This is a genomic window from Sphingobium terrigena (assembly GCF_003591655.1).
Taxonomy (GTDB): Bacteria; Pseudomonadota; Alphaproteobacteria; order Sphingomonadales; family Sphingomonadaceae; genus Sphingobium; species Sphingobium terrigena.
This window is the reverse complement of sequence record NZ_QVRA01000005.1, coordinates 208,379-235,369: the sequence shown is the minus strand read 5'-3', so window position 1 is coordinate 235,369 and position 26,991 is coordinate 208,379. Positions and strand designations below refer to the sequence as shown.

Genomic DNA, 26,991 nt, shown 5'->3' with positions numbered 1-26,991 from the left:
TATTGCTGCCTTGTTGCTATGCCGCCGCATGACCAGATCGCCTTCTCGCCCCACTCGCCTGACCGAGCTGGACGCCTTGCGCGGCATCGGGGCACTGTGCGTGCTGATCTTCCATTATTCGACCCGCTTCCACGAGCTGTTTCCGCAGGCGAGCCATGTCCCTTTCAGCTTCCCCGGCGGCAATTACCGGGTGCTGCTGTTCTTCACCATTTCGGGCTTTGCGATCTTCTTCACGCTGGATCGGATACGATCAGTCGCGGACTTCATCGTCAACCGCTTCGCCCGCCTCTATCCCGCCTATCTGGTAGCGATGTTGACGACGCTGGGGATCGAGTATCTCGCCCACGCGACCCAATTGCTGATCGGTCCGGTCGCGATCCTCGCCAACTTCACCATGTTGCAGGGCTTTGCCTTCATGCCCGAAGTGGATGGTGCCTATTGGACATTGACGGTGGAGATTGGCTTCTATGTCTGCATGATCGCGCTGTGGCGGTTCGCGGGCCTCAAGCGCCTGGAGCCAGTGCTGGCGCTATGGCTGGTGGTGCGCTGGCTTTATTTCGCCTGGCCCGACATGCCCGAACGCATCATCATGCTGCTGGTGCTGCGCTATCTGCCCTTCTTTGTCATCGGGATGCTGTCCTATCGCGTCTGGGCCGGGCGGCGGAGCTGGGGGCAACAGCTACCCTATATGCTGCTGGCGCTGGCATCGGTCGCGACGATCGAGACATGGGACGTCACCATCGTCGCCTGCGTCCTGATCGCGGCCTTCGCGGCGCTGATTGCGGGGCGATTGCATGTCCTGCGCCTGCGCCCGCTCGTCTGGCTGGGCGGGATCAGCTATTCCTTCTACCTCATCCACCAGCATGTCGGCTTCATTGTCATGCTGGAGGTGGCCAGGGCAGGCTATAGCCCCTGGATCGGCTTCTTTGCCGCCTTCGCCGTCGCGCTGCTCTTGGGGACAGCGATCAACCGCGTGGTTGAACGGCCAGCGGGGGAAGCGATATTGGGCTGGTGGAAGCGTCGGCGGGAACGGGCAGCGATCGCCATCGTCCCGGCATGACAAAGGGCGCAGCCGAGTGGATCGGCCGCGCCCTTGCTGACTTTACTTGGCGACGGGCGCTGCCGCCGCCGCATTTTCAGGCAGGCCGCCCATCTGCGTCACCATCTTGGTATAGGCGTCCAGATAAGCAAGCACGATCACCTGACCGATGTCGGTATTCTGGTAACCGCCGCCGCCAACAGCCGCCAGACCGCCCATCCAGCCAAGGCCGCCACCGCCGCCAAAGCTCAGGTCAGATTTGCGGAAATAGCCTTCCGCCATCACTTCCTCTTCGGTCGTGCGGGCGTTGACCACCGACAGCATGACATTGGCCTCGCTCTTCTTGATCGAGATGCCGCCGAGCAGCGCGCCGCCGATCCGGCCGCCGAGCATCCCGCCCAGCATCCCGCCAAAGGCATTGCCGCCGCTATTCTTGTTGGTGGTCACAATGTCAGGCTGGATGAAGTAGTCCGCCGCCTTGACCTGACCCTTGCCCAGATTGCTGCCGTCCTGCAATTCGCCCGAATCCGCCATCGCGCGTTCCAGATTGCGACTGGCCATAGATCGGCCGCGATTGACGATGCCGAAACAGCCCGATTGCTGGACGAACAGCTTGATGATCGCTTCGGGGCTGCCCAGATTCAGCTCACGCCACCACTGATTGTCCGGCTCGACGATCGCGACGGTGCCCAGGCGCTTGGTGCAGCGGGGAATTTCCATCTGCTTTTTCGTCTGGGCCTGACGACCGGACGATCCCTTGTCGGCGGCCATGGCTTGCGGCGCGGCCAGCGCCAGACAGAGCGCCGCTGCTGTCACCCTCTTAAATACACGCATTTTCAAGAACCCCGTTTGTTGCTTGATCTGAATTTGTGCGCGCCCCGCTATTTTGCCTGACCATATCATAGCGCTGTTACGCTTCCAAGCGGAGCGGGCCAGCGTGACGGCCATTGTCATCTTATCGGACGGGGCTTTCGCGATCCTGCTGACAGGGCCGATGACACCTGCTATCGGCGCGCAATGACTGAGCTTAGCCACATCCGTAACTTTTCGATCATCGCCCATATCGACCATGGCAAGTCCACGCTGGCGGACCGGCTGATCCAGCGGACCGGCGGCCTGACCGACCGCGAGATGAGCGCCCAAGTCCTTGATAATATGGACATTGAAAAGGAGCGCGGGATCACGATCAAGGCGCAGACGGTGCGCCTGGACTATGTCGCCAAGGATGGCCAGACCTATGAGCTGAACCTGATGGACACGCCGGGGCATGTCGACTTCGCCTATGAGGTCAGCCGCAGCCTTGCCGCGTGCGAAGGTGCGCTGCTGGTCGTGGACGCGGCGCAAGGCGTGGAAGCGCAGACGCTGGCCAATGTTTACCAGTCGATCGAGCATGATCATGAGATCGTGCCGGTCCTCAACAAGATCGACCTGCCCGCCGCGGAACCGGAAAAGGTGCGCAAGGAAATCGAGGATGTCATCGGTCTCGACGCATCCGAAGCGGTGCTGGCCAGCGCCAAATCGGGCATCGGCATCGACGAGATACTCGAAGCCATCGTCAAGAAAATCCCGCCGCCCAAGGGCGACCGCAACGCCCCGCTGGAGGCGATGCTGGTGGACAGCTGGTACGACCCTTATCTGGGCGTCGTCATCCTGGTCCGTGTCGTCAATGGCGTGATCAAAAAGGGTCAGGCGATCAAATTCATGATCGGCGGCACCGAACATCTGATCGACCGGGTGGGCTGTATGCGCCCCAAGATCGAGGCGCTGCCCGAACTGGCCGCCGGCGAGATCGGCTTCATCACCGCGCAGATCAAGGACATCACCGAAACCCGCGTTGGCGACACCATCACCACGGTGAAGAATGGCGCGCTGAAACCGCTGCCGGGCTTCAAGGAAGTCCAGCCGGTGGTGTTTTGCGGCCTGTTCCCGGTCGACGCCAATGATTTCGACAAGCTGCGCGACTCCATCAGCAAGCTGCGCCTGAACGACGCCAGCTTCAGTTTCGAGATGGAGAGCAGCGCGGCGCTGGGCTTCGGCTTCCGCTGCGGGTTCCTGGGTCTCCTCCATCTGGAGATCATCCAGGAGCGGCTGACGCGCGAATATGACCTCGACCTCATCACCACCGCGCCGTCGGTGGTGTACAAGATCCAGCTCACCTATGGCGCGGGCGAGATCGAGCTGCACAACCCCGCCGACATGCCCGATCCGACCAAGATTGACGAGATTGAGGAGCCGTGGATCGAGGCGATCATCTATTGCCCTGACGAATATCTCGGCTCCATCCTGAAACTCTGCCAGGACCGGCGCGGCATCCAGAAGAACCTGACCTATGTCGGCGGCCGCGCGCAGGTGACCTATGAACTGCCGCTCAACGAAGTCGTGTTCGATTTCTACGACCGTTTGAAGAGCATCAGCCGGGGCTATGCCAGCTTCGACTATCACCAGATCGGTTATCGCGAGGGCGACCTCGTCAAGATGAGCATCATGGTCAATTCAGAGCCGGTCGATGCGCTGAGCATGATCGTCCATCGCGGCACCGCCGAATCGCGCGGACGCGGCATGTGCGAGCGGCTGAAAGACCTGATCCCCCGCCATTTGTTCAAAATCCCGATCCAGGCCGCGATCGGCGGCAAGGTGATCGCCCGCGAAACCATCGCGGCGATGCGCAAGGACGTGACCGCCAAATGCTATGGCGGCGACATCAGCCGCAAGAAAAAGCTGCTCGACAAGCAGAAGGAAGGCAAGAAGCGGATGCGGGAGTATGGGTCCGTCCAGATTCCGCAGGAAGCGTTTATTGCCGCGCTGCGGATGGGGGATGAGGGGTAGCTTAGGCCGCTTTCTTGAGCCGTTCGATTTCCCGCGAAAATTCAAAGCGCAGTTGATCCGCTTCGGCTTCGGGCAGCCAGTTGGCCATGTTGGGAAAGACGATCTGCCAGACGCGGGCCTTTTTTTCCGTCCAGGGCATGGTCCGGGCGTTACGGGCTGTGTCCAGCAGGGCATGGAGGCGCTGGCGCACCTGATCGGGGTCGGGCACCATGCTGGCCTGCTGCGGATTGGACATCCGGTCGCCAGTCTCGCCGAACAGGCTGAACTGGCCATCGCCAAACAGATCAGACATCTTCTTCTTCCGTTGCTGGTGGTGCCGCTACCGCGAACCCCAATTCCTCACGGGTCAACATATCCTCCAGTGTCGCGTTCAAGACAAGGTCGGCTGCGTCAAACCAGTGGATAAGTTCGGCGATCCGCGCCGCCACGTCGCGCAGCTCGCGCACGACGGCCAATGTCGCGGGGCTGCCCTTTCGCCCCTCGACCCAGCGGCGCAGAACCGGATAGCCGCTGACGGTGAAGCGCCACACAGATTCGGCTATCCCCGTCAGGCGACCGGTGCCGTTGCTCCCCAATATGATCTCGCCCTCGCGCCATGTTGGCGCGATGACGTCGCCATGGGGTTCGCTGGCCAGATGGCAGAAACCGCGCGGGCAGAAAGCGTCCGCCGGAGCCCGTTGGAATGCCTCCAACGCGCGAATCTCGCGGCCAATGGCGACGGCATTGGCAAAGACAGCCGGGTCGGCGGGAAAGGGAATGTGGGGAAAGGCGTCCTCCAGATCCTCGGCAAAGCGGCGCGTATAGCTGTTGGCCGACAACAGGCATAATATCGCGTCGAACACATCCTGCGGGCGTTGCGCTGCGCCATAGGCGGTGCTCAGCGCAGCGACCAATATCGGGTTGAGGTTGGACGCATCCGGCCCGGCCCGCCGGTCGTGGAGCGGGAAGGCGTAGCCGCCTCGGCCACTAAATGCATGATAGTCAGGCAATGAGCCATGACACCAGACCGAAGGCCCGGCCCCGATCCCGAATGGCATAGTGTATAGTCCGACATTTTCGTCGCCCCATGCTTCTTGCAGGGCGGGGCGGAGAAAATCCCCATAAGCGCGATGATTGTAGAGAAATCGATGATCCAAAGGCCGGTAGGAAACACGCCGAACATGCGCCTCATCCAGCGGAATGGCGCTGGCGCTGTTCCATTTCCGGTCACGCGAATCATGGAACAATTTGCGCGCGGCGACCTCTCCCAATGTCTTGAAATGCCTTATGCGCTCGATCAGTGTCGCCCGATCAGGGCTATAGACGAAATGATCCCGCTTTGTCTGGAGACCGCTAAGCGAAAATGCAAACGCCTCCCGAACCGACAGCCATTCGCCATTTTCGAACGGTGCGGGTCGCCAGTCGTCCAGCCCCGGTCGGTCGATCGCTACGCCATCGTCCAGACTACCCCGGTCCGATCCCGCCGTCAGCCAGTCCAGCTTGGCGCGCCGGTTGAACATGCCCTGTGCCCAACTGTCGGTATAGCTGATATCGGCCAACGCGCCCTCGGCCTTGCTACCGTCCGCGATCGCCAGGGTTATGCAGGTGCCCACCATGATGTTGAACACACCCTGGTCATCGGCCACATCGCCGCGCGGCCCGGCGCGCACATCCCCGCGCAGGTCGATCACCTCGATCCGGTCGAAACGCTGGCGCATCATCTGGCGCAACCCGGCATAGGGCCATCCGGTCAGGAATTTGCGGTTGGTGATGAAGGCGATGATGCCGCGTCGGGGCGCATTTTCCGCTTCAAACAATTTCCACATCGCCCATCGCCAGAAGGCGACGGAAAATTCGGGAAAGGTATTGAGTTGCCCGCCATTGCCCGTATCGCGGACGGGGGCTTTCAGATCGTCCCACAGATCATCCATCCAGCGGCCGACCAGCGTGGCATTTTCGCCTTCCTCCAGCCTTTTATAGGGCGGGTTGCCGATGATCGCCAATATCGGCTGCTGCGCCTTGATCCGGTTGGCGGCGGCGCGCTCCTCATCGATCGGGATGCCCTGAATACCCAGATTGCCGATCGGCGTAACGGCATTGGGTTCGGCCAGCGTGTCGGCCAGATAGATGCCCAGCCGCGGCAGATGTACCGGCTGCGGCGCATCCTCCCCCTCATCGGCCGGGCGGACGCGCAGGGCATGGTGCAGGCGATAATGGGCCACGGCATAGGGACCGACCAGCAGTTCAAACCCGTACATGCGATCGGCCAGGTCGCGCAGCACCATCGATGCCTCTACACCACCGTTGCGCGCCATCGCCTGATTGCGCACCCGTTCCGCCACGCCCAGCAGGAATGTGCCGGTGCCAGTGGCGGGATCGAGAATATGGACGGCGGGATCGATCAGTCCTTGCGTCCCCAAATTGTCGCGCAGCGCCCGGTCAAGCGCGCCGGTCATGTATCGGACAACCTCGATCGGCGTATAATAGACGCCATAACGGTCGCGCGCGACAGGATCGAAGGTCTGGAGGAAATCTTCATAGAAATAGAGAATCGGGTCGCGCCCGTCGGGCCGTAGCGCCAATATCTCCAACCCGAAACTGTTGACCGTGTCGCACATGATGTCGAACGCAATGTCAAATTCCTGCCTGACTTCCGCCTCGCTCAGCACCCGCAGCGCGGCGCGCATCAGCGGATGCTCATCGGGCATATGGGTCCAGGCGTCCTGTCCGACCTCGCCATTCGTTGCCTCGCGCACCAGCAACAGGCCAAAGGCCAGCGTCTGGGCAAAGGCGGAGGAGAAGAGCGTATCGAAATCGCTGGACGAATAGCCGCCGACTTCGGGATGGGCGTAAAGCACGTTGCGAAAGGTGTTGCGGACCATCATCAGCGGATGGTTCGGCTGCGCATGAAGTTCGCTCAGCCGCTCCTCCACCGTCGCGCGCACCAGTCGCGCCGAATGGGCAAGCAGTTCGGCCAGATGTTCGGCGTTGCGGGCGGCGGGTGCATCGGCACGGGCGAGTTGCGCCAGAAGGGCCAGGAACGGGGCGCTGTCATGATCGGCAATCAGCCGGTCGGCCGTTGCGTCCGGCGTTGCAGGATCGAGCGCGCGTTTGGGCACGATAATGGCCTCGCCCAGCAGGGCTGCCCGCGCAAAGAGGCGAAACTCAGCGAAATTGGACGTCGCCCAGGCCGTCAGTTCCTTCAGCCGCTCATATTGCCGTTTGTCATGGGCATCGCGCCACCGTTCCGGATTGGCGGATTTACTCTGTGCCTTGAGTTCAATGAACGCTCTGGGAGGCTGGCCGGGACGGATCAGGGCAATGTCGGGCCGTCCGACGCCGGGATTACGATATTCCGGCGATACGGTCAGGGCAGGTACGGCCGGCAACAGCGGCAGCAGCGCGTCGAGCAACGTCTGGAACGCTGGCGCAAGGCCGGTTTCGGGCGTCGCCGGATTTGCCAGGAGGCGTTGCCGAATGGTCCGAGCATAGCTTTGTAAATGTTCTACGGTCATATGTCCCCCAGCAGGAAAGCAGTGCCTTGCTGGCCGTTGATTGGCAAGATATGCATGAGCTTTCCAAATGAAGGGAAGTCGCGCTGCGTATCGGAGACGAGAACTGACCGATCCTCACGCCGCCCTGACCGGCCAACTGGACCGGATCGAGCGGGCGGCGGCGTTTCTCGCCAATGGCATGTCTTGGGGCCTGTGCTCCGATGCAGCGGCACGGCGGCGGGGGGCGATGCCCGCCAGGCTGATCGGCAATGGCCTGCGCGAACTGGACCTGTTCCTGACCGACATGATTGTCGAGGCGCAGCGGATCGACCGGCTGGGCGCGGGGGCTGGCGCTGACCCCGGCGTCCATCCGGGGCGGCGGATTTTCAGCGCGGCGGAAGCCTGGCGTCGGGCAGGCAAGCAATTGGGGCTGGCAGGCGTTGAGCGCGGGCGGCTGCGCATGATGCGCGCGTCGCAAAACCGGCATTGCTATGGCGGCTTGCGCGACGGTGACGGCGGCGCGGCGATGCAGACCGCCTGCGCCGACTATGCGCGGCTGGCGGGCGATGTGCTGGCGGCGGTGCGGAGCAGGGGGGTGAGTCGCCCTTATCAGCCCTGACCTGAAACCGTCAGCAGCGACGAAATCGCCACCACGACCTGCGCGGGGACGAAGGGCTTGGCGATCATGATGCTGTTGGGAACGCCCTTTGAAAACCATTCATGATCACTGGCGGCGCTGACATAGACGATAGGCAGCATGTTGAGCAATTCGCGCGCTTTCCGGGCAACGTGCCAGCCTTCCGGCCCGTCGCCCAGATTGATGTCGGTGATGATGCCGTCCAGTCGGCCGGCTTGCGCGGCCAGTACGTCCAGCGCCTGCATGCCGTTATCCGCCACCAGCAGCTCAAAGCCGGCTTCTTCAAGGGCGGACACGAGCATGTCCTGAATGAGGATCTCATCCTCCACATAGAGTAATAGCGGCGCGGTTGGCGCGGTCGTCATGGTCAAGCGTCCCCGGTGCTGCGCTGTGCGCGATGCACGATCGACACCAAAGTGCCGGGACGGGCATCGCTGATGGTCACCGTCGCCCGCAACTGCTTGGACAGGGCTTCGACAATCCCCGTGCCCAGGCCCGGCTCCGCGTCCTTGGCGGGCATACCAACGCCATTGTCGCCCACAGTCAGCTGCCATCCCTCCCCATTCGACGCATAGCCCACGGTGATCAGTCCCTTATGCACCTTGCGCGGGAAGGCGTGTTTGAGCGCGTTGATCACCAGCTCGGTCACGATCAGGCCCAGGCTGACCGACACGTCTGCCGTGGTGGTCGATTCGTCAATCGTCGGGGTGATCGCCAGACGACGGGGATCGGCGATCATCGAAGCACCGATACTGTTGCACAAATCGGTAAAATAGGGGCGCAGCGCCACGTCACCGACCGATGTTGTCGCCAATTGCCGTTGCAGCGTGGCGATCGACATGACGCGATGATGGGCATTGTTGAGATGGGTGCGCGCCTCGTCCGACTGGACCCGGCGCGCGCTTTGCATCAGCACGCTGGCGATGATCTGAAGGCTGTTGGCGACGCGATGTTGCAACTCCTGAAGCAGCACCATTTTTTCGCGGACAAGATCATCCTTTTGCCGCTCCGCCAGGCGGATGGCGGTGACGTCCGTGACCGACAGCAGCAGGCGCGTCTCACTGCCCGAATAGTTGAGCAGCGTTGCATTGAGGATGAGATTGAGGTCGCCGGAGCGACGATGCAACAGCAGTTCATAGGCGTCGATCGCTGCGTTGCCGGACAGGGTCGCGATCAGGAGCGATCGCAACTGCAATATGTCCCACTCGCCCCCGCCAAGCGTCGCAATCTCCATGCCCACGACCGTGTCGGTCCGCAGCCCGAACGCCATGCAGAATGTATCGCTGGCCGCCAGGACGACCAGTTGATCATCGAGCAGCAGGAGCGGCGTGCTGGAGGATCGGACGATAGCCAATCCCAGGCTGTGCGTTGAGTCTGGCGGAGAAGCCGTAAAAAATTCCATGGCCGAAGCCTTCGGAAACCAGAGGCTCGCGGGGCGAAAGCCGTATCCTGGATATAATGCCATGCTGTAGGCATAAAGCCAGCATCCGTGGCTTTGCCCCGGATGTTTAGCACGGCGCAGCCTTTTAGGTGCATCAATTCGGTGCGCTAGCTTTGGCGGTCTGACAGAGGCGGAAATACAGCCGTCAGACGTCCTCGCCCGCGCACCAGTTGATCGGCTTGGGCGACCAGGGCTGGGCATGGCCCTTGAGGATCATCAACTGGCCCAGCGACACGCCATCGCGCACCAGCAGTCTGGCCGACGGGTCGGGATCTATCGGATCGGGCCGGGCGTCGAACGCGCCGCCGTTCATCATCGCGGCCAGCGCGGTGCGGCCCTGCTGCGCCAGTTCTGCTTCGGCCGGGCATTTCGCGTCGCTCTGGCTGGGGATGCTGATGTCGGCCACGCGATAGCGTTTCCCCTTATAGGCATAGCTGCCCGCCGACAGGATGCAGGCTTCGCCGGTCAGGTCGTCGCAGGTCTCGAACCGTTCGGAAATGGTCATCGGCCCAACGACCTTGGTGCCGCCGGGGGCGGGCAATATATCCTGGAACAGCAATATGGCACCGCCCGCGATCAGCAGCGCGACCAGGATGATGCCCACCGGCACGATGCGGGTGCGGCTTTCCTGCTTGTCATGCAGCCAGGCGCCCGACGGGTCGGGTGTGCGATCGCCCAGGTCGTAGAGGTTACGTGCCATGATCGGTTTTCCACTATTCTGTGTATGTTTAGCCGATCTTTCACGAATATTTCGTTAACCAACCCGGCGCGGATTGCGGGATCGTCGGCTTGACGATGGCGCGGGGGCATGGTCAAACCGGCGCGTTCCCGACGCAGGAGGCGGCATGAGCGAGGGCTGGTTATATGATGAGCATCCCGCGATGTTCCGGGCGCATCCCGTACTGTTCACGCTGCTGCTGGTGTCGGTGGTCGGCATCCTGGCCATTGCGGTGTGGTGGGTGATGCACAAGGGGGAGCGGCTGGCGCTGAGCGAGCGCGAGGTGCTGATGGAGCGAGGGCTGCTGGCCAAGCAGCGGACGCAGGTCGCGCTGTCGAGCATTCGCAGCGTGCGGATTACGCAAAGCCTGGGCCAGCGTATCTTTGACGTTGGCCATGTCGAGCTGTTCAGCGCGGGCGATGTCGCCGAAATCGCGATCAAGAATATGCCGCGACCCGGCCGCATCCGCGCCATTGCCGCCGCGCGCAACCTGGACCTGTTGCCGCAGAGATAGGGTGCTGCACGCTACCCCTTGACTTTGGCGCATATATTTCAACGATAGCAGATTGAGGGACCGGCAGAGTTCCCAGACGCAGAGGACGCCAGAAACAGCAACGCCGGGCCGCATCATGTGGTGCGGCGCGGACAAGGGGTCGTCTGCATGGGCTTGCGAGTGATGCCGTCATTGACGGAACTGACGGCCGAGCAGCGCGCGGACATAAGGCAGGCCTGTGGCTTTGCCTGTGTGCGGTGCGGCGTGACCATCTATCGCTATCTGGGCTTGCCCGACAGCAATGGCGCGACCCTGCTGTGCCCGACCTGTCACGGACTGGTCGAGGAAGGGCGGCTGACCGCGACGCAGGTGCAGAGTTTCCACGCCAATCCCGTAGTGCGCCAGCGCCATTTCGCGCGCGACCGGCTGCCCTTTTCCGCCGAGTTGCCGCACCTGATCGTCGGCGGATCGCGGCTGCTGCGCGACACGCCGATCCCGATCACGCTGGAGGGCGAGCCGATCCTGATCTTCGCCCCGCCCCGCCGCACCAATGGCGCGACGCGGATCAGCGTGCGGCTGGGCGCGCCCGATGGCGAGCCGGTGCAGGTGATCGACGGCAATGAATGGTTGCCCACCGATGGCAGCTGGCACTTCCTGCTGCGCGGCGACCGCTATTCGATGATGGCGTCGCGGGGCGATGGCCTTGCGGTGCTGCGCATCGTCGCGCGCAACCGGATCGCGGTGGAACATCTGCGCACCACCATCCGCGGACGGCGGCTGGAAGTGACGCCCGACTGGCTGGAGATTGACGGCAAACGCTATGTCGACCGCATCAGCAGCGGGACGCTGATCGGGCTGGAGATGTAGGGTTTTTTTGACAGCGGGGGCGGATAGGGGCAAGGGCTGGTGATGCAGCTTTCCCATTTCGATCCCACCCTGTTCCTGCGCGACTATTGGCAGAAGAAGCCGCTTTTGATCCGCAACCCGTGGGGAGAGTGGCGCAATCCGCTGGAGCCGGACGAGCTGGCGGGGCTGGCGTGCGAGGAGGGCGTCGAATCGCGGCTGATCACGCTGGGCGACGATCGGCTGGCGATGGAGAGCGGGCCGCTGCCCGAAACCCGCTTTGGCCAGCTGGGCGGTCGGCCCTGGACTTTGCTGGTGCAGGCGGTGGATCATCATGTGCCGCAGGTCGCGGCGCTGATCGACCCGTTCCGTTTCGTCCCCAACTGGCGGATCGACGATGTCATGGTCAGCTACGCCACCGATGGCGGCGGGGTGGGCGCGCATTTCGACCAATATGACGTGTTTCTGGTGCAGGGGCTGGGCCGCCGCCGCTGGCAGGTGGGTGGCCTGTGCGATTCCGCCACGCCGCTTTTGCCGCATGACGATCTGCGCCTGCTTGCCGATTTCGTGGCCGTTCAGGAATGGATATTGGAGCCGGGCGACATCCTCTATGTGCCGCCGCGCGTGGCGCATCATGGCGTCGCGGTGGGCGATGATTGCATGACCTATTCGGTCGGCTTCCGCGCGCCGTCGCGCGCCGAGCTGGTCGAACATTGGTCCGAGGTGCTGGTGGACGCCATGCCGGACGAGGATCGCTATGCCGACCCCGATCTGGCGCGGCAGGCCAATCCGGGCGAAATTGCCCCCGCCGCGATCGACCGGCTGCACGGGCTGGTGACAGCGGCGCTGGCTGACCGCGACGCCTTTGCCCGCTGGTTCGGCCAGTATAGCAGCAGCCCCAAATATCCCGACACCGACTGGCGACCCGAAGAGCCGATGGAAGCGGGCGATGTCGCGGCGATGCTGGCGCAGGGCGCGGCGCTGTGCCGCAATCCCGCGAGCCGCTTTTCCTTCGTGCGGCAGGGCGAGGGGCTGCTGCTGTTCGTCGATGGCGAATGTTTCGATTGTGCGGGCGACATGGCGGCGTTGGCCGAGATGATCTGCGCGCAGGATCATGTGACGGTCGACCCGTCCGATGCCGGGCTGACGTTGCTCACCGCGCTGGTCCATCAGGGCAGCCTGGCATTTGAGGAAGAATTTTAGGCCATGACGCTGATATTGTTCAATAAACCCTTCAACGTCCTGTGCCAGTTCACCCCCGAAGACAATGGCCCGGAGCGGCAGACGCTCAAGGATTTTGTCGATGTGCCGGGCGTCTATCCCGCCGGGCGGCTGGACACGGATAGCGAAGGGCTGCTGCTGCTGACCGACGACGGGCGCTTGCAGGCGCGGATCGCCGACCCCCGCTTCAAAATGCCCAAAACCTATCTGGCGCAGGTGGAGGGCGAACCGGACGAGGCGGCGCTCGATGCGCTGCGGCGCGGGGTGACGCTGAAGGACGGACGGACCTTGCCCGCCGAGGTCGAACGGATCGACGACCCGGCGCTCTGGCCCCGCGACCCGCCGGTGCGCTTCCGCAAGACCGTGGCCGACTGCTGGATCAGCCTGACCATCCGTGAGGGCAAGAACCGGCAGGTGCGCCGCATGACGGCGGCGGTGGGGCATCCCACGCTCAGGCTGGTGCGCTGGGCGATCGGCGAATGGACGCTGGAGGGGGTAGCGCAGGGGGATTGGCGCGAGGTGGGGTGAACGATCAGAATTGCCATTGATCGCGCCAATTGCTTTGGCCAGAAGCGGACGCTAACCTGATGTCATGGCCAATCAGCTTTTCACGATCATGTGCGAGTTTGATGGCGGAACATATCTTTCACAGGTTCATGCTCCCGACGAGCAACAAGCGCTCATTGCGTGGAGTGAGGTTGTGGCGCGCGAGAGGCCGATGGGAGACGATGCTCTCTTGATCGCCTACACCGCCGCCGCAGGAAAAGATGACCTGACGGCTGTCGCAGGCCTTTCCGGAGTATGGTGTTGGAGTGGGATGGTGGAAAACCGGCTGATCCTGAGCAACTTTGTGCGCTCAGCATAACTCCGCAGGTGTCGACCAAAAGTGGACGTTTAAGCCACCTCTGCCTCGAACCCTATCCGGTCATAAAATGCATCAAAGTCAGGTGCAATAACCGAGGCGCTATTCCCGCCCGCTACCATATCGATAACAACGACAGGCCAAGGCGCTTCCTCACGGGTGTCGAACGCCAGATATTCTCCGCCGCCATTGCTACCGAAGATGAGGAAGCCTTGCAGATCAGCTTGGCCGTTATTCTCGCTGTTGATTGTCTCCGCTACGGTCATCGCTGAGTCCAAGCAGAGGTTGTAAGGCTGAACTGCCAAAGGCCCCTCTCCGCCATCGCTAAAGGCAAGCAGATTGAGATACCGTGCCGGCAGGCTTTCCGGAGCGACCATTCGTAGCTGTGTCAAGGCCTCTGCTGTCGCTCCACTCACAGCATACCAATCTCGCCCTTCAAGCATCGCAGCCCCCCTTTATGACCTCGCATAATTGTCTGCATGCCGATCATGCGCAACCTAAACCGGACAGTCGCCTTCCCACCCATTTTGCATCCCGCAATCGAGTCGTATGGCGAGGCATGGGTTCCCGCCTGCGCGGGAATGACGGGGTGGGTTGAGTGCGTGGCGGCGCTTTAGAATCTGATGACTTGAGGTCGAAATCCCAACATCCGTTCGTTTCGAGCGAAGTCGAGAAACCTGCTCGCCACGTTTCTCGACTTCGCTCGAAACGAACGGATCAAGATAAAGTCATCACGCTCTAAGCGGCAACTTGTGTGCCCTGTTTCATCACGCCAGCGTCAGGAAAATCTCCGCCTCGATCATCCATGCGCCGCTGATCTCGCGCCATTTCGCGCTGTAGGTGCCGGACGCCAGCGTTGCACCGCTGCCGCTCGCCACGCCCTGCCAGTGGCCCTGTTCCATGGCGATGGGTTCTACCGGCGACACAAGGATCGTGTCGGGCGTGCGGGTGTAGATGAGGCGCTCCTTGGCCGCGAATTCGCGTTTCCAGGCGAGGAGTTGGGCCTTGCGCCCGGTGATGAGCGCGCTGTCGGTGCCGGCGACCAGCACGGCATCGGGGGCGAGCAGCGGACCGATCGCGCTGAGGTTCGCGTCGGCCAGTGCGCGGTTGAAGGTCGCGCGGGCCATGCGGATGGCGAGGTCGGCGGTCGCGGTCATGGCGGGGCTTTCGATGTCATCGCTTTGTGCTCCCGCGCAGGCGGTAGCCCAGTTCGGCGCGTGGGACTGGGTTCCCGCCTGCGCGGGAACACGGGTGGGCTTATCCGCAGCGCGCGGATGTGATCAGCATCGCCTCGTCATAGCTGACGGTCAGCCGGTCGGGGCGGAAGTCCATCGTCATCGCCATGCCGGGGCCGCCCCAGCGCAGCGTCCTGGCACCCGATGCGGCCAGCAGCGCCGCGCCGCTTTCCGCGCTCGCCTTTTGCCCGATGAAGCGTTCGACTGCAACGTCTCCAACAAAATGCACGAGGCCGTTCGGGTCGCAATTTCCGGGCATAGCGGGTGCTTCTGCGCGACGTTCGATATCGGCGGTCTGACATGCCGACAGAAGTAAAGCTGATCCGAGAAACATGGCTGGGAACTGTCGCATAGATAGGTTGCCTTATCCAAACACCGTTCGTGCTGAGTAGGGACTGAGCGAAGCCGAAGGCCCGTATCGAAGCATGGCGCGCATACGCATCCTTCGATACGCCATTTCGACTTCGCTCAATGGCTACTCAGGACGAACGGGTTTTGTTTACTCCGTCCGCGTCATCTTCAGCCGCCCGCCCTTGACCGCGAAGGCAAGTCGCCCCTCAACCAGATCGACCGCATCACGGCCATATTGTTCGTAACGCCAGCCTTCCAGGATCGAGAGGTCGCTCCGCACCCCCGCCGCCAGCGCTTCGATGTCATCGCTCCGCGCCAGCAAACGCGATGCGACATTGATGTCGCGCGACCGGATCTTGAGCAGCAGCTTGAGCAGGTCCGCGACCAGCGCGCCATCCTTGCCCAGCCCCGGACGGCGCGGCTCGCGGTCGGGCATTTCATCCTTGCCGAGCGGCTGCTGCTTGCCGAGCGCCGCCATCAGCCGGGCGCCGATGTCATTGGTGCGCCAGGTTGCGGACAGGCCGCGCACCTTGCCCAGATCCTCCTGCGTGCGCGGCGGGTGGCTGGCAATGTCGGCCAGCGTCTCATCCTTGACGATGCGGCCGCGCGGCAGATTTTTCTCCTGCGCCTCAATCTCGCGCCACGCCGCCAGCGCTTTCAGGCGACCCAGCACATCGGCCTTCTTGCTGGCGATGCGGACGCGCTTCCACGCATCTTCGGGCAGCGTCTCATAATGGCTCGGATCGCTGATCCGCTCCATTTCCTGGTCCAGCCAGTCGCCGCGCCCGGTCTTGCGCAATTCTTCCAGCATCTTGGGGAAAATCTGGATAAGGTAGGTGACGTCGCCGATCGCATAGTCGATCTGGCGCTTGTCGAGCGGACGGCGCGCCCAGTCGGTAAAGCGCGCGCCCTTGTCCAGCTGCACGCCCAGCCATGCCTCGACCAGATTGCCATAGCCAATCTGTTCGCCCAGCCCCAATGCCATCGCTGCAATCTGCGTATCGAACATCGGATGCGGGGTCTTGCCGGTCAGGTTGTGGACAATCTCAATGTCCTGCCCGCCGGCATGAAAGATTTTCAGCACATCCTCATTATCGACCATCAGGTCGAGTAGCGGCTTCAGATCTATTCCCTGTGCCTTGGGGTCGATGGCGGCGGCTTCATGGGCGTCGGCCACCTGGATCAGGCAGAGTTCGGGCCAATAGCTGTTTTCCCGCATGAATTCCGTGTCGATGGCGACATAGGGGGATTTGGCGATGCGGGCGCAAAAATCGGAAAGTGTCTTGCTGTCGGTAATCAGCGGATGGATTTGCATATGGTCATCGATCTTATTATGGGCAGGCCCGCTCCCTGGCGGGCTGGTCGTAGTGACCTTATGCCCATAGCCTGCCGTCAGGGCTTTGTCATTTCCGTAAAACGAAGCTGAAAGACCAAAACGCCATGCACGCCTATCGCACCCACACCTGCGGCGCCCTTCGTGAAGCCGATGTCGGCACGGCCGTGCGCCTGTCCGGCTGGGTGCATCGCAAGCGCGATCATGGCGGGGTGCTGTTCGTCGATCTGCGCGACCATTATGGCATTACCCAGGTGGTGGCGAAGGCGGACAGCGACGCGCTGGCCGTGCTGGAGGGGCTGCGGCTCGAATCAGTGGTGACGATCGACGGCGCGGTCGTGGCGCGCGGTCCCGAAGCGACCAATCCCAAGATGGAAACCGGGACGATCGAGGTCGTCGCCGACGCGGTGACCGTGCTGTCCACGGCGGCGGAACTGCCGCTGCCGGTGGCAGGCGAGCAGGACTATCCCGAAGATATCCGCCTGCGTTACCGCTTCCTCGACCTGCGGCGCGAGACGCTGCACGCCAATATCGTCAAGCGCACGAAAATCATTTCGGACATGCGCCGCCGCATGGAAGGGGCTGGCTTCACCGAATATTCGACGCCGATCCTGACCGCGTCCAGCCCGGAAGGCGCGCGCGACTTTCTGGTGCCCAGCCGTATCCATGCGGGCAAATTCTACGCCCTGCCGCAGGCGCCGCAGCAATATAAGCAGTTGCTGATGGTCGCGGGTTTCGACCGCTATTTCCAGATCGCGCCCTGCTTCCGCGACGAGGACCCGCGCGCCGATCGGCTGCCGGGTGAATTCTACCAGCTCGATCTGGAAATGAGCTTCGTCACCCAGGAAGAAGTGTGGGACACGATGGAGCCGGTGATCGCCCAGGTGTTCGAGCAATTTGCCGACGGCAAGCCGGTGACCCCGGCAGGCAGCTTCCCGCGCATCCCGCACGCCGAGGCGTTGCTCAAATATGGCAGCGACAAGCCGGACCTGCGCAACCCGATCATCATTCAGGACGTGACCGATCATTTTGTGGGGTCGGGCTTCGGCATCTTTGCCTCGCTGGTCGAGAGCGGCAGCGTGATTCGCGCGATTCCCGCACCGGGCGCTGGCGCTGGCAGCCGCAAATTCTTTGATGAAATGAACAATTGGGCGCGGGGCGAGGGCTATTCGGGCCTTGGCTATATCAACATCAAGGATGGCGTTCCCGGCGGCCCGATCGCCAAGAATCATGGCGAGGAAGCGACCGCCAAGCTGGTCGCGGCGCTGGGTCTTGGTGCCAATGACGGCGTATTCTTCGCCGCTGGCAAGGAAGCGCAGGCCGCCAAGCTGGCAGGCCTCGCCCGCACCCGCGTGGCCGAAACGCTCGACCTCATCGACAAGGACCGGTTCGACCTGTGCTGGATCGTCGACTTCCCCTTCTACGAATATGATGAGGACACAAAGTCGGTCGATTTCGCGCACAACCCCTTCTCGATGCCGCAGGGTGGGCTGGATGCGCTGAACAACCAGGACCCGCTGACCATCAACGCGTTCCAATATGACATGGTCTGCAACGGGTTCGAAATCGCGTCGGGATCGATCCGCAACCAGTCGCCCGAACTGATGGTCAAGGCGTTCGAGCTGGTCGGCCTGTCCCAACAGGATGTCGAGGATCGCTTCGGCGGCCTCTATCGCGCGTTCCAGTATGGCGCACCGCCTCATGGTGGGATGGCCGCAGGCGTCGATCGCATCGTGATGCTGCTGTGCGGCGCGCAGAATCTGCGCGAAATCACGCTGTTCCCGATGAACCAGAAGGCGGAGGACCTGCTGATGGGCGCGCCCAGCGCCGCCGAGTTCAAGCAGCTGCGCGAACTGCATGTCCGGGTGGTGGAGCCGCAGGCCAAGGGGTGATTGCGGCTACTGTGAAACTGTGATACTGCGTGGGGCATGAAGAATGTCACCATCGCTCTGGATGACGAAACCCACCGCAAGGCGCGTATCCGTGCGGCGGAACTCGGCACGTCGCTATCGGCGCTGGTGAAGGATTATCTGACCAGCCTGAACGACGCAGGCGAAACGCAGGAGGTGCGGGACATGCCGATGGCATATATGGCGCCGCCAGCGCAGGTCGTTCAGCCGGACGGCCCGCCATGGCTGGTCGATGGCAAATGGGTCTATACGCGGGACGGCAAGCCGCGCCAGCCGGGTGCCTTGCGGGGCAAGATCCAGATGGCGGACGATTGGGACGAATGGCCTGAAGGATTTTTGGACGCCATATATGGCGAAGATACGGACGCCGCAAAAAACTGGTATAAATGAAGCTCCTTATTGATACCCATATATTGATCTGGTGGCTGGAGGATAGTCCGCGTTTGGGCCAAAAGGCGCGTTTTCGCTTGTCCAACCCGCAAAATGTGGTCCTAGCGTCCGTAGTGTCCCTTTGGGAAATCACCATCAAATGGCGGGTTGGCAAGATGCATCTGCCTGGCTCTGCTTTTGCCGATGTCTTGCGCGAACAGAATGTGGATTTGCTGGCCGTCACGTCAGCGCATGTCGCTGCGGTCGAAATGTTGGACTTTCACCATGGCGACCCTTTTGACCACCTCATTCTGGCGCAGGCCCAGGCCGAAGGAGCCACGCTGATGACGAACGACCGGCAAATGACGGCTTACGGCGTCCCCTGCATTGGAATCAGCTGATATGACCATCGACCTTGCGACCCATGAATCCGCGCCGAAATTTGACGGCGATTATGACGCGACGCTGGCCGCGCTCCAGCAGCGGCTGGCCAAGATTCAGGTCGCGCATATCCTGCACAAGCGCCGCAGCGTCATCTTGCTGGAAGGCTGGGACGCAGCGGGCAAGGGCGGCATCATCAAGCGGATGTCGGCCGACTGGGACCCGCGCTATTATCAGGTCCATCCCATCGCCGCCCCCAATGAGGTGGAGCGCGACCATCATTTCCTCTGGCGCTTCTGGACGCGCCTGCCCGCCAGCGGCAATATCGCGATCTTCGACCGCAGCTGGTATGGCCGGGTGCTGGTGGAGCGGGTCGAGGGCTTTTGCAGCAAGGCCGACTGGAAGCGCGGCTATGACGAGATCAATGCGTTTGAAAAGCAGCAGATCGACGCGGGCATGAACATCGTCAAACTGTTCGTCCACATCACCCAGGAAACGCAGGACAAGCAACTGGCCGAGCGACTTGATGTGCCGTGGAAGCGCTGGAAAACCGGCGCGGACGATTATCGCAACCGGGCGAAACGCGCGGACTATCTGGACGCGATGCACGCCATGTTCAAAAAGACCGACACGAAACATGCGCCCTGGCATGTCATCGACAATAATCACCGCAAGGGCGGCCGCATCGCCACGCTCACCTATGTGGCGGAACGGCTGGAGGCGCTGGTGCCGATGGATTTTCCGGTCGCTGACCCGGCGGTGGTGAAGCTGGCGCAGGACGCCTTTGGCTACCGCCCGGCCTGATTTTCCGCTGACTGCAAATCCCTCTGGCGTCGCGCGCAAATGGCGATAGGCTGTGCATCCATAAAAAGGAGAGGAAGCCATGCTCGTCATGTTCGTGGGCACTGACCGCACCGAAACCGCCGTCAACGCGTCGCAAGTCACCTTCGTCTCGTCGGTCAATGACGGCACCCGCATCCGCTTTGGCGAAGGGCGCAGCGTGACCGTGACCGAACCGATCGCCGAAGTGCTGGACAGCCTCAACCGGTCGCTGCGCCCGCACGATTAGCGGGCGACATATCGCCCGCCCGGCTTGCGACGGGCGACCTTTTCGCGCCATGGTCGCGGGCGGAGAGGGAGAGGCTATGCCCCGCAATTTCGGCGCCTATAACTATATCATCCTGGGCGCGGGCAGCGCGGGGTGCGTATTGGCCAACCGGCTGAGCGCCAACCCGTCAACCCGCGTATTGCTGCTGGAGGCGGGCGGCAAGGACGACTGGCTGTGGATCAAGGTGCCGGTCGGCTATCTCTATTGCATCGGCAATCCACGCACTGACTGGTGCCTCAAGACGCAGGAGGAAGCGGGGCTGGGTGGCCGGTCGATCGGCTATCCGCGTGGCCGGGTGCTGGGTGGCTCCTCCTCGATCAACGGCATGATCTATATGCGCGGTCAGGCGCGCGACTATGATGGCTGGCGGCAGGCGGGCAATATCGGCTGGGGCTGGGACGATGTGCTGCCCTATTTCAAGCGCGCGCAGGATCATTTCGGCGGGCCAAGCGACGCGCATGGCGCAGGCGGCGAGATACGGGTCGAGCGGCAAAGGCTGCGCTGGGACTTGCTGGAGCAGTTTCGCGAAGCCGCGCGGCAATATGGCGTGCCGCACAGCGATGATTTCAACGGCGGCGACAATCTGGGGTCGGGCTATTTCGAGGTAACGCAGAAGCGCGGGCGGCGCTGGAGCGCGGCGGATGCGTTCCTGCGCCCGGCAATGAAACGACCCAATCTGCGCGTCGTCACCGGCGCCAGCATCGACCGGCTGATCATCAAGGACCGGCGCGCAACCGGCGTGCGCTTCCTGCTGGACGGTGAGGCGTGCGAGGCGCGGGCGGAGGGTGAAGTGCTGCTGAGCGCAGGATCGATCGGATCACCGGCCATCCTCCAGCGGTCTGGCATTGGCGACGGCAGCAAACTTGCCGCGCTGGGCATCGATTGCGTCCATCACCTGCCCGGCGTGGGCGAGAATTTGCAGGATCACCTCCAGATACGCTGTGCCTGGCAAGTCACTGGCGCGGTGACGCTCAATGCGCGGGCGTCATCGCTGCTGGGCAAGGCATGGATGGGGATGGAATATCTCGCCCGCCGGTCCGGCCCGATGGCAATGGCGCCGAGCCAGTTGGGGCTGTTCGTCAAATCCAGCCCACGGTTCGAGACCGCAAACCTGCAATATCATGTCCAGCCCTTGAGCCTGGCCGCCTTCGGCGGTGCGCTCGATCCCTTTCCCGCCTTCACCGCCAGCGTCTGCAATGTACGGCCGCAAAGCCGGGGGAGCGTGTGGGTGGGGTCAGCAGATCCGACTGCCCCACCCGCGATCCGGCCCAATTATCTGTCAGCCGCCGAGGACCAACAGGTCGCGGTGGAGGCGGTGCGGGTGACGCGCGCGATCGTGGGCCAGGCCGCGCTGGCCCCCTATGCCCCGCGCGAATTTCGCCCCGGCTCGGATCGGCAGGATGACGCGGCGATACTGGAAGGCGTCGGCGCAATCGCCAGCAGCATCTTCCACCCCGTCGGCACCGCCGCGATGGGCACGGGGGCGCGCGCAGTCGTGGATGCGCAGTTGCGGGTGCATGGCATTGACGGTCTGCGCGTGGTCGATGCGTCGGTGATGCCCACGATCACATCGGGCAACACCAATGCGCCGGTGATGATGATCGCGGAAAAGGCAGCGGCGATGGTGCTGGGGCGGGGGTAGGGTGTGCTGATTGTCCCGTTGCAGGCAGGGTATCACATATGAAACTGTCCCCTCCTTCATCGTCATCCTGAACTTGTTTCAGGATCCATTTCTCGTTCTGAACGGTGGCTTTTGGGGCATGATGGATACTGAAACAAGTTCAGCATGACGAAGTTAAATGACGAGTGTTCTTATGCGATTACCCTGCCCTTGCAGGGGAGATTTAGGGATTGTCACCCCGGATATGTAATCCCCGTCACCTCATATTCCTTCTCGCCCGACGGCAGCATCACACGGCGCAGGTCGCCCACCGCTGCGCCGCGCAGCGCGCGGGCGATAGGGGAGGACCAGCCGATCCGGCCTGCATCGATATCGGTTTCGTCATCGCCGACCAGCGTGACGGTGCGATGATTGTCATCCTCGTCGGCGATGGTAACGGTCGCGCCGAAATAGACGCGGGCTTTGTCCGGCTGAACGCGGGCATCGACGACCCTGGCGTCCTTCATCTTCTTCGACAGGCGTTTCAGCTGGAAGTCGATTTCCCGCATCCGCTTGCGGCCATAAAGATAGTCGCCATTTTCGGACCGGTCGCCATTGCCCGCCGCCCAGCTCACCACCTCGACGATCGCGGGCCGCTCGACGCCCAGCAGATGGTCATATTCGGCGCGCAGTTTGGCGAAGCCTTCGGGCGAGATATAATTGGGATACGGGGTGGTCATCCGTCTATCCCATAACCGTTCGGGCTGAGCTTGTCGAAGCCCTCGCCTGAGCGGAGCGAAGGTGCTTCACCTGCGGCTCAGCAGAACCCTTCGACTTCGCTCAGGGCGAACGGAGGGAGGGGGCGGCCTCAACCCGGCGTCTGTTTCCCCAGATAGCGGCTCAGCACCGCGCTGGTCCCCCGAAATTTCGCCCGTTCCGGGTTCATCGCTTCATAGACGACAGCATTTTCCAGTACTCGCTGCACATAGTTGCGGGTCTCGAAAATCGGGATCTGCTCGATCCAGCGGAGCATATCGGCCCCTGGCAGGCGCGGGTCGCCATTGGCGGCGATCCATTTGTTCACATTGCCCGGCCCGGCATTATAGGCCGCGACCGCCAGCGGATAGCTGCCTCCATAATAGTCCAGCATCCGTTGAAAATAGCCCGACCCCAGCATGATATTATAGCTGGGATCGTTGAGCGAGGCAGGATTGTAGCCAAGGCCCAGCTTGCCCGCCTGTTCGCGCGCGGTGCCGGGCATCAGCTGCATCAGGCCGCGAGCGCCTGCATGGCTGACGATCTGTTTGTCGAACTGGCTTTCCTGCCGCGCGATGGCGTGGACCATGGTCCAGTTATATTGCGCGGTGGGCGGCACGGGGACGCGCGGGAAGGCGCTGGTGCCATAGCCGGTCAGGCCGCTCGACACGGCGCGACGGCCAACCATCACGCTCATGTCGGTACGGCCGATCCGTTCGGCGAGTTCGGCGGCGAGATAATGGTCGGTGTCGCTGTCGGCATTATTGGCGATGGCGCGGGCGAATTTGCCCTGATCCTCCCAATAGCCCATCTGCCCTAGCGCCTTGACCGCGCGCACCACCGACCGCTGCTCGAACGCGGCCCGCTCGGCGGCGGAAATCGGCACCGGGCGCTCGACCGTGGCAGGCGGCGGGATCGGACGGCCCAATCGTTCGAGCGCCAGCTGGCCGTAAAACTGGTCGGGATAGACACCCGCCTGCGCAAAATAGCTGTTGGCCGTCGCCGCATCGCCCGACTGGAGCGCCGCGCGACCGGCCCAATAATAGCCCTTCGACTTGGTCTGGGGCGATTTGGCCGCATCGGCATAGCGGCGGAACATCGTCACCGCGTCGGTGGGGCGATTGAGATTGTAGAAGGCCGTGGACCCGGCCAGCCAGGCAAGGCTGGTATAATCGTCGCGCACGCCGATCGGCTGATCGGACAGGTCGATGCCCGGCGGCACCGCGTCGTCAATCTTGCTGGCGATGCCGTAGGCAAAGCTCCACTGGCTATCATTGGCGGCAGCGCGCGCCTGACCCAGCAGCACCTCGTAAAATTTCTCCGCGTTGGCGGGGCGGTAGGTGAGCGCTGTGCGATTCGCCAGATATTGGCGCGCCGCGACCCAGTTGCCGCTGTCCCGCAACCACAGCGCCTTGTCGGCGACGAATCCGCCATCGCTCGCGCCCACCGCTTCGGCGGCCTGCATCAGCATCGCGGCATCGGGTGCCTTGCGACGGAAGGCGATGCGCGCCTGATAGACGGCGCGACGACCCGGCGACACATAGGCCAGCATCCGCGCCGCGCCCGCCGTATCATTGCCCCACAGCAGCATGTCGGCGCGCTGGTCATGGTCGGCGGGCGTCAGGCCGGAGCCGAACAGGGACAGCAACCGCGCTTCGTCCGCGACACTGAGCGATCCGCCGATCCACGCATTGCGCGCGGCGACCCGCGCCTCGTCCATCCGGCCCATCTGTACCAATGCGGTGGCGTTGCGCGCATGGCCGGTCGCGGTGCGCGGCGGGAAGCGGGCGAAGAAGGCGCTGACCTGCCGGGGATCATAGCTGTCGGGGTTGATCCCCGTTTCCGCCAGCCGCCGCATCCGGTCCTCGCCCGGCCAGCCGGGATTGGCGGTGATGAAATTGGCATAGGTGGCAAAGCCGAGGCCATCGCTCTGCTGGAGCGTGCGCCACTGGCTGATGGTCGCGCCGATCGCCGAATCGCTGGCCATGCCGACGCGGCTGGCAACCTGGTCCCACTGGTTCGATGGCGCGGCTTGCCCCGGCAATGGCTGGACCACTGCGCCGGGCGGGTAGGCGGGCGCGACCGCAGGAGCCGGGCCTTCGGTCTGGGCGCTCGCGCCAGCGGCAAGCAGCAAAAGAGCAATAAGAGGCATACGGATCCAATAACTTTCGACAATGCGGGGCGTCGCCATGCTGGACATTATCGCAAATGCATCCTTATCAGCGCCTGAATGACGCGCTATAGCGCGCCGCTTGACCGATCATGCCCCGGCCGGCCGGAGAATTGAAGGAGTTTAATCATGTTTTCCGGCTCGATTCCGGCTCTGGTGACCCCGTTTCGCGACGGATCGGTGGATGAGGCGGCGTTTCGCGCGCTGGTCGACTGGCAAATCGCGGAAGGATCGAGCGCGCTCGTCCCCTGTGGCACCACCGGCGAAAGCGCGACCATGACGGTCGAGGAGCATAATCGGGTCATCGCCATCTGTGTCGATCAGGCCGCCGGGCGCGTACCGGTGATTGCGGGCTGCGGCTCCAACGACACGCGAATTGCGCTGGAACATATGTATGCCGCGCAAGGCGCGGGGGCGGACGCCGCGCTGGTGGTCGCGCCTTATTATAACAAGCCCAATCAGGACGGCGTCTATCAGCATTTCGCCTACCTCGCCGAACGCTGCTCCCTGCCCATCGTGCTGTATAATGTTCCCAGCCGCACCATCACCGACATTGGCGTGCCGGTGATCCACCGCCTGTCCGAAGAATATCAGACGATCGTGGGGATCAAGGACGCCACCGGGAATCTGGGGCGCGTCACCGCACAGCGTCTCGCCTGCCGCCCGGATTTCTGCCAGCTGTCGGGGAATGACGAAACCGCGCTGGGATTCAACGCCATGGGCGGCAAAGGGTGCATCTCCGTCACCGCCAATGTCGCGCCGCGCCTTACCGCCGATTTTCAGGCCGCCTGCGCGCGCCACGATTGGGATGGTGCCTTGGCGTTGCAGGATCGTCTCTATCCCTTGCACGATGCCCTGTTCAGCGATTCTTCACCCGGCCCGGTTAAATATGCGCTCACGCGCGTTCGGCCCGACATGCCCGGCGACGTCCGCCTGCCGATCACCTGGCCGTCGGAATCCAGCCGGGCCGCGGTCGATCGCGCGCTGGAAATTGCGGGGCTGGTTTGAGAGTGACGAAGCCCCATATTATCCGTTCGCCCTGAGCGAAGTCGAAGCCACTTCGCTGCGCTCAGTAGAAGGCTTCGACTTCGCTCAGCCCGAACGGTTGTTGAGATTTTAGGTATAGATTAATTTATGGCCCGCCCCCGTCCCGTTACCTTCGACAAGAAAAAGATCGTCGCCGAAAACCGGCGCGCGCGCTTTGACTATTTTATCGAAGATGTGTTCGAGGCAGGCATCGCCCTGCAGGGGACAGAGGTGAAGGCGCTGCGCGGCGGCGAAGGCTCCATCGCCGAAAGCTATGCCGAGGTGAAGGGCAATCAGGTGTTTCTGGTGAACAGCAACATCCCCGAATATAGTCATGGCAACCGCGAAAATCACGAGCCCAAACGCCCCCGCAAGCTGCTGCTGCATGAGCGCGAGATCCACAAGATGCACAGCGCCGTGTCGCGCCAAGGCATGACTTTGGTGCCCCTGATGGTCTATTTCAACAGCCAGGGCCGCGCCAAGATCGAGCTGGCGCTGGCCAAGGGCAAGCAGAATCACGACAAGCGCGAGACGATCAAGGATCGCGACTGGAAGCGCGACCAGCAGCGCATCATGCGGGACAAGGGCTGATGGACAACCGCCTCAGCCGCTGGTGGCACGCCAATGCGCCGACGCGCGAAAGCCTGGAGCATAACCGCTTCCTCGCCCCCGTCGCGCACCGCGTGCTGGAGCCGTCGCTGTGGCGCTTTACCCGTCGCTCTGTGCCGCGCGGCGTGGCGCTGGGGCTGCTGGTCGGCATCTTCCTGCTGATCCCCGGCATCCAGATTGCGGGGGCCGCGCTGCTGGCGCTGCCCTTTCGCGCCAATATCCCGGTTGCGGCCGCCATGACGTTCCTCTCCAACCCCGCCACCACCCCGCTCATCCTGTGGCTGTCGGTCTATATCGGCAACTGGATGCTGGGCCGCAGCGCCGACGCATCGGGCTTCATGGCACTGGTCGATCATCACGCGACGATCGGCCAATGGACCGCCTGGCTGGTGTCGGAAGCGGCACCCGCCATGCTGCTCGGCCTCTCCATCATCTCGGTCGGGGCGGCGATCATCGGCTATGTCATCGCCGACTGGTTCTGGCGTCACCGCATGGGCCGCAAATGGCAGGCGCGCAAATTGAGGATTGGCAAGGTCCATGAAAGCAGCGCATTGGAGAAAGCCGCTTCTGTCCTTTAAGGCAGGGGGGTC

At 62.9% G+C, this 26,991-nt stretch carries 29 protein-coding genes; 17 read left to right on the top strand and 12 right to left on the bottom strand.

The annotated features are described in order from the left end of the window. Nucleotides 1-28 precede the first annotated feature (28 nt). Entirely contained in the window at nt 29-1,060 is a 1,032-nt protein-coding gene (locus D0Z70_RS07865) for an acyltransferase family protein (protein ID WP_119745081.1), read from the top strand. Between the two features lie 42 nt (nt 1,061-1,102). Here D0Z70_RS07865 and D0Z70_RS07860 read toward each other — a convergent pair whose 3' ends face one another. After that, on the bottom strand, nt 1,103-1,873 hold the full coding sequence (locus D0Z70_RS07860) for a CsgG/HfaB family protein (protein WP_182913891.1): 771 nt from the start codon (nt 1,871-1,873) through the stop codon (nt 1,103-1,105). 183 nt (nt 1,874-2,056) lie between these two features. On the opposite strand from D0Z70_RS07860, the gene lepA reads away from it, so the two are divergent. After that, nucleotides 2,057-3,865, top strand: coding sequence for a translation elongation factor 4 (gene lepA / locus D0Z70_RS07855; RefSeq protein ID WP_119745077.1), 1,809 nt, complete (start codon nt 2,057-2,059; stop codon nt 3,863-3,865). A 1-nt stretch (nt 3,866) separates the two neighbouring features. Here lepA and D0Z70_RS07850 read toward each other — a convergent pair whose 3' ends face one another. Next, on the bottom strand, nt 3,867-4,157 hold the full coding sequence (locus tag D0Z70_RS07850; protein WP_119745075.1) for a hypothetical protein: 291 nt from the start codon (nt 4,155-4,157) through the stop codon (nt 3,867-3,869). After that, nucleotides 4,150-7,359 (bottom strand): type ISP restriction/modification enzyme, encoded by a 3,210-nt coding sequence (locus D0Z70_RS07845; RefSeq protein WP_119745073.1) that lies wholly within the window; start codon nt 7,357-7,359, stop codon nt 4,150-4,152. Before D0Z70_RS07845 ends, D0Z70_RS07850 begins: the two co-directional genes overlap by 8 nt. A gap of 67 nt (nt 7,360-7,426) precedes the next feature. On the opposite strand from D0Z70_RS07845, the gene D0Z70_RS07840 reads away from it, so the two are divergent. Further along, nucleotides 7,427-7,957 carry a hypothetical protein gene (locus tag D0Z70_RS07840; protein ID WP_239018853.1) on the top strand — a complete coding sequence of 177 codons (531 nt, stop codon included), beginning with the start codon at nt 7,427-7,429 and terminating at the stop codon, nt 7,955-7,957. Here D0Z70_RS07840 and D0Z70_RS07835 read toward each other — a convergent pair. From D0Z70_RS07835 to D0Z70_RS07825, 3 genes are all read right to left on the bottom strand, one after another. Next, a complete protein-coding gene (locus tag D0Z70_RS07835; protein ID WP_119745071.1) occupies nt 7,948-8,340 on the bottom strand; it encodes a response regulator in 393 nt (130 codons plus the stop codon). The two genes, D0Z70_RS07840 and D0Z70_RS07835, sit on opposite strands and share 10 nt — an antisense overlap. A gap of 2 nt (nt 8,341-8,342) precedes the next feature. Next, nucleotides 8,343-9,377 (bottom strand): sensor histidine kinase, encoded by a 1,035-nt coding sequence (locus tag D0Z70_RS07830; RefSeq protein ID WP_119745069.1) that lies wholly within the window; start codon nt 9,375-9,377, stop codon nt 8,343-8,345. 184 nt (nt 9,378-9,561) lie between these two features. Beyond that, nucleotides 9,562-10,116 carry a nuclease gene (locus tag D0Z70_RS07825; protein ID WP_119745067.1) on the bottom strand — a complete coding sequence of 185 codons (555 nt, stop codon included), beginning with the start codon at nt 10,114-10,116 and terminating at the stop codon, nt 9,562-9,564. A gap of 145 nt (nt 10,117-10,261) precedes the next feature. Here D0Z70_RS07825 and D0Z70_RS07820 point away from each other — a divergent pair, with 145 nt between their 5' ends. The 5 genes from D0Z70_RS07820 to D0Z70_RS07800 all read left to right on the top strand — a co-directional run bounded on the left by D0Z70_RS07820 (nt 10,262) and on the right by D0Z70_RS07800 (nt 13,556). Further along, nucleotides 10,262-10,648, top strand: a complete 387-nt coding sequence (locus D0Z70_RS07820; protein WP_119745064.1) for a PH domain-containing protein — start codon at nt 10,262-10,264, stop codon at nt 10,646-10,648. Between the two features lie 162 nt (nt 10,649-10,810). After that, complete coding sequence (locus tag D0Z70_RS07815) at nt 10,811-11,494, top strand: hypothetical protein (RefSeq protein ID WP_119745212.1); 684 nt, start codon at nt 10,811-10,813, stop codon at nt 11,492-11,494. Nucleotides 11,495-11,536: 42 nt separating this feature from the next. Further along, entirely contained in the window at nt 11,537-12,673 is a 1,137-nt protein-coding gene (locus D0Z70_RS07810) for a cupin domain-containing protein (RefSeq protein WP_119745062.1), read from the top strand. Between the two features lie 3 nt (nt 12,674-12,676). Then, entirely contained in the window at nt 12,677-13,219 is a 543-nt protein-coding gene (locus D0Z70_RS07805) for a pseudouridine synthase (RefSeq protein WP_119745060.1), read from the top strand. A gap of 64 nt (nt 13,220-13,283) precedes the next feature. After that, nucleotides 13,284-13,556: a hypothetical protein gene (locus tag D0Z70_RS07800; RefSeq protein ID WP_119745058.1), complete on the top strand. Its 273-nt coding sequence runs from the start codon at nt 13,284-13,286 to the stop codon at nt 13,554-13,556. Nucleotides 13,557-13,585: 29 nt separating this feature from the next. Here the strand turns inward: D0Z70_RS07800 and D0Z70_RS07795 are convergent, their stop codons facing one another. From D0Z70_RS07795 to rnd, 4 genes are all read right to left on the bottom strand, one after another. Beyond that, on the bottom strand, nt 13,586-13,996 hold the full coding sequence (locus D0Z70_RS07795; RefSeq protein WP_119745056.1) for an SMI1/KNR4 family protein: 411 nt from the start codon (nt 13,994-13,996) through the stop codon (nt 13,586-13,588). 324 nt (nt 13,997-14,320) lie between these two features. After that, nucleotides 14,321-14,710, bottom strand: coding sequence for a nuclear transport factor 2 family protein (locus D0Z70_RS07790; RefSeq protein WP_119745054.1), 390 nt, complete (start codon nt 14,708-14,710; stop codon nt 14,321-14,323). Nucleotides 14,711-14,810: 100 nt separating this feature from the next. Beyond that, nucleotides 14,811-15,122: an I78 family peptidase inhibitor gene (locus D0Z70_RS07785; protein ID WP_119745052.1), complete on the bottom strand. Its 312-nt coding sequence runs from the start codon at nt 15,120-15,122 to the stop codon at nt 14,811-14,813. A gap of 165 nt (nt 15,123-15,287) precedes the next feature. Beyond that, nucleotides 15,288-16,454, bottom strand: coding sequence for a ribonuclease D (gene rnd, locus D0Z70_RS07780; protein ID WP_119745050.1), 1,167 nt, complete (start codon nt 16,452-16,454; stop codon nt 15,288-15,290). A 125-nt stretch (nt 16,455-16,579) separates the two neighbouring features. Between rnd and aspS the strand changes: the two genes are divergently transcribed. The 6 genes from aspS to D0Z70_RS07750 all read left to right on the top strand — a co-directional run bounded on the left by aspS (nt 16,580) and on the right by D0Z70_RS07750 (nt 21,882). After that, nucleotides 16,580-18,364 (top strand): aspartate--tRNA ligase, encoded by a 1,785-nt coding sequence (aspS, locus tag D0Z70_RS07775; RefSeq protein WP_119745048.1) that lies wholly within the window; start codon nt 16,580-16,582, stop codon nt 18,362-18,364. A 36-nt stretch (nt 18,365-18,400) separates the two neighbouring features. Continuing rightward, entirely contained in the window at nt 18,401-18,772 is a 372-nt protein-coding gene (locus D0Z70_RS07770; RefSeq protein ID WP_119745046.1) for a hypothetical protein, read from the top strand. Further along, the gene (locus D0Z70_RS07765; protein WP_119745044.1) at nt 18,769-19,152 is read left to right on the top strand and encodes a type II toxin-antitoxin system VapC family toxin; all 384 of its coding nucleotides are present in this window, start codon (nt 18,769-18,771) and stop codon (nt 19,150-19,152) included. The genes D0Z70_RS07770 and D0Z70_RS07765 overlap by 4 nt, the downstream gene beginning before the upstream one ends. A gap of 1 nt (nt 19,153) precedes the next feature. After that, nucleotides 19,154-19,936 carry a polyphosphate kinase 2 family protein gene (locus D0Z70_RS07760; RefSeq protein ID WP_119745042.1) on the top strand — a complete coding sequence of 261 codons (783 nt, stop codon included), beginning with the start codon at nt 19,154-19,156 and terminating at the stop codon, nt 19,934-19,936. Nucleotides 19,937-20,015: 79 nt separating this feature from the next. Next, nucleotides 20,016-20,201 (top strand): hypothetical protein, encoded by a 186-nt coding sequence (locus tag D0Z70_RS07755; protein ID WP_006957563.1) that lies wholly within the window; start codon nt 20,016-20,018, stop codon nt 20,199-20,201. Between the two features lie 76 nt (nt 20,202-20,277). Beyond that, entirely contained in the window at nt 20,278-21,882 is a 1,605-nt protein-coding gene (locus D0Z70_RS07750) for a GMC family oxidoreductase (RefSeq protein ID WP_119745040.1), read from the top strand. A 212-nt stretch (nt 21,883-22,094) separates the two neighbouring features. On the opposite strand, the gene D0Z70_RS07745 is transcribed toward D0Z70_RS07750, so the two are convergent. Beyond that, the gene (locus D0Z70_RS07745) at nt 22,095-22,580 is read right to left on the bottom strand and encodes a GreA/GreB family elongation factor (protein ID WP_119745038.1); all 486 of its coding nucleotides are present in this window, start codon (nt 22,578-22,580) and stop codon (nt 22,095-22,097) included. Between the two features lie 128 nt (nt 22,581-22,708). Then, nucleotides 22,709-24,796: a lytic transglycosylase domain-containing protein gene (locus D0Z70_RS07740; protein ID WP_119745036.1), complete on the bottom strand. Its 2,088-nt coding sequence runs from the start codon at nt 24,794-24,796 to the stop codon at nt 22,709-22,711. A 99-nt stretch (nt 24,797-24,895) separates the two neighbouring features. Here D0Z70_RS07740 and dapA point away from each other — a divergent pair, with 99 nt between their 5' ends. The 3 genes from dapA (at nt 24,896) to D0Z70_RS07725 (ending at nt 26,979) form a co-directional block, all read left to right on the top strand. Beyond that, nucleotides 24,896-25,774 carry a 4-hydroxy-tetrahydrodipicolinate synthase gene (gene dapA / locus D0Z70_RS07735; protein WP_119745034.1) on the top strand — a complete coding sequence of 293 codons (879 nt, stop codon included), beginning with the start codon at nt 24,896-24,898 and terminating at the stop codon, nt 25,772-25,774. Nucleotides 25,775-25,900: 126 nt separating this feature from the next. Further along, complete coding sequence (gene smpB, locus D0Z70_RS07730; RefSeq protein WP_006959198.1) at nt 25,901-26,383, top strand: SsrA-binding protein SmpB; 483 nt, start codon at nt 25,901-25,903, stop codon at nt 26,381-26,383. After that, nucleotides 26,383-26,979: a DUF2062 domain-containing protein gene (locus D0Z70_RS07725; protein ID WP_119745032.1), complete on the top strand. Its 597-nt coding sequence runs from the start codon at nt 26,383-26,385 to the stop codon at nt 26,977-26,979. Before smpB ends, D0Z70_RS07725 begins: the two co-directional genes overlap by 1 nt. Nucleotides 26,980-26,991: the final 12 nt, after the last annotated feature.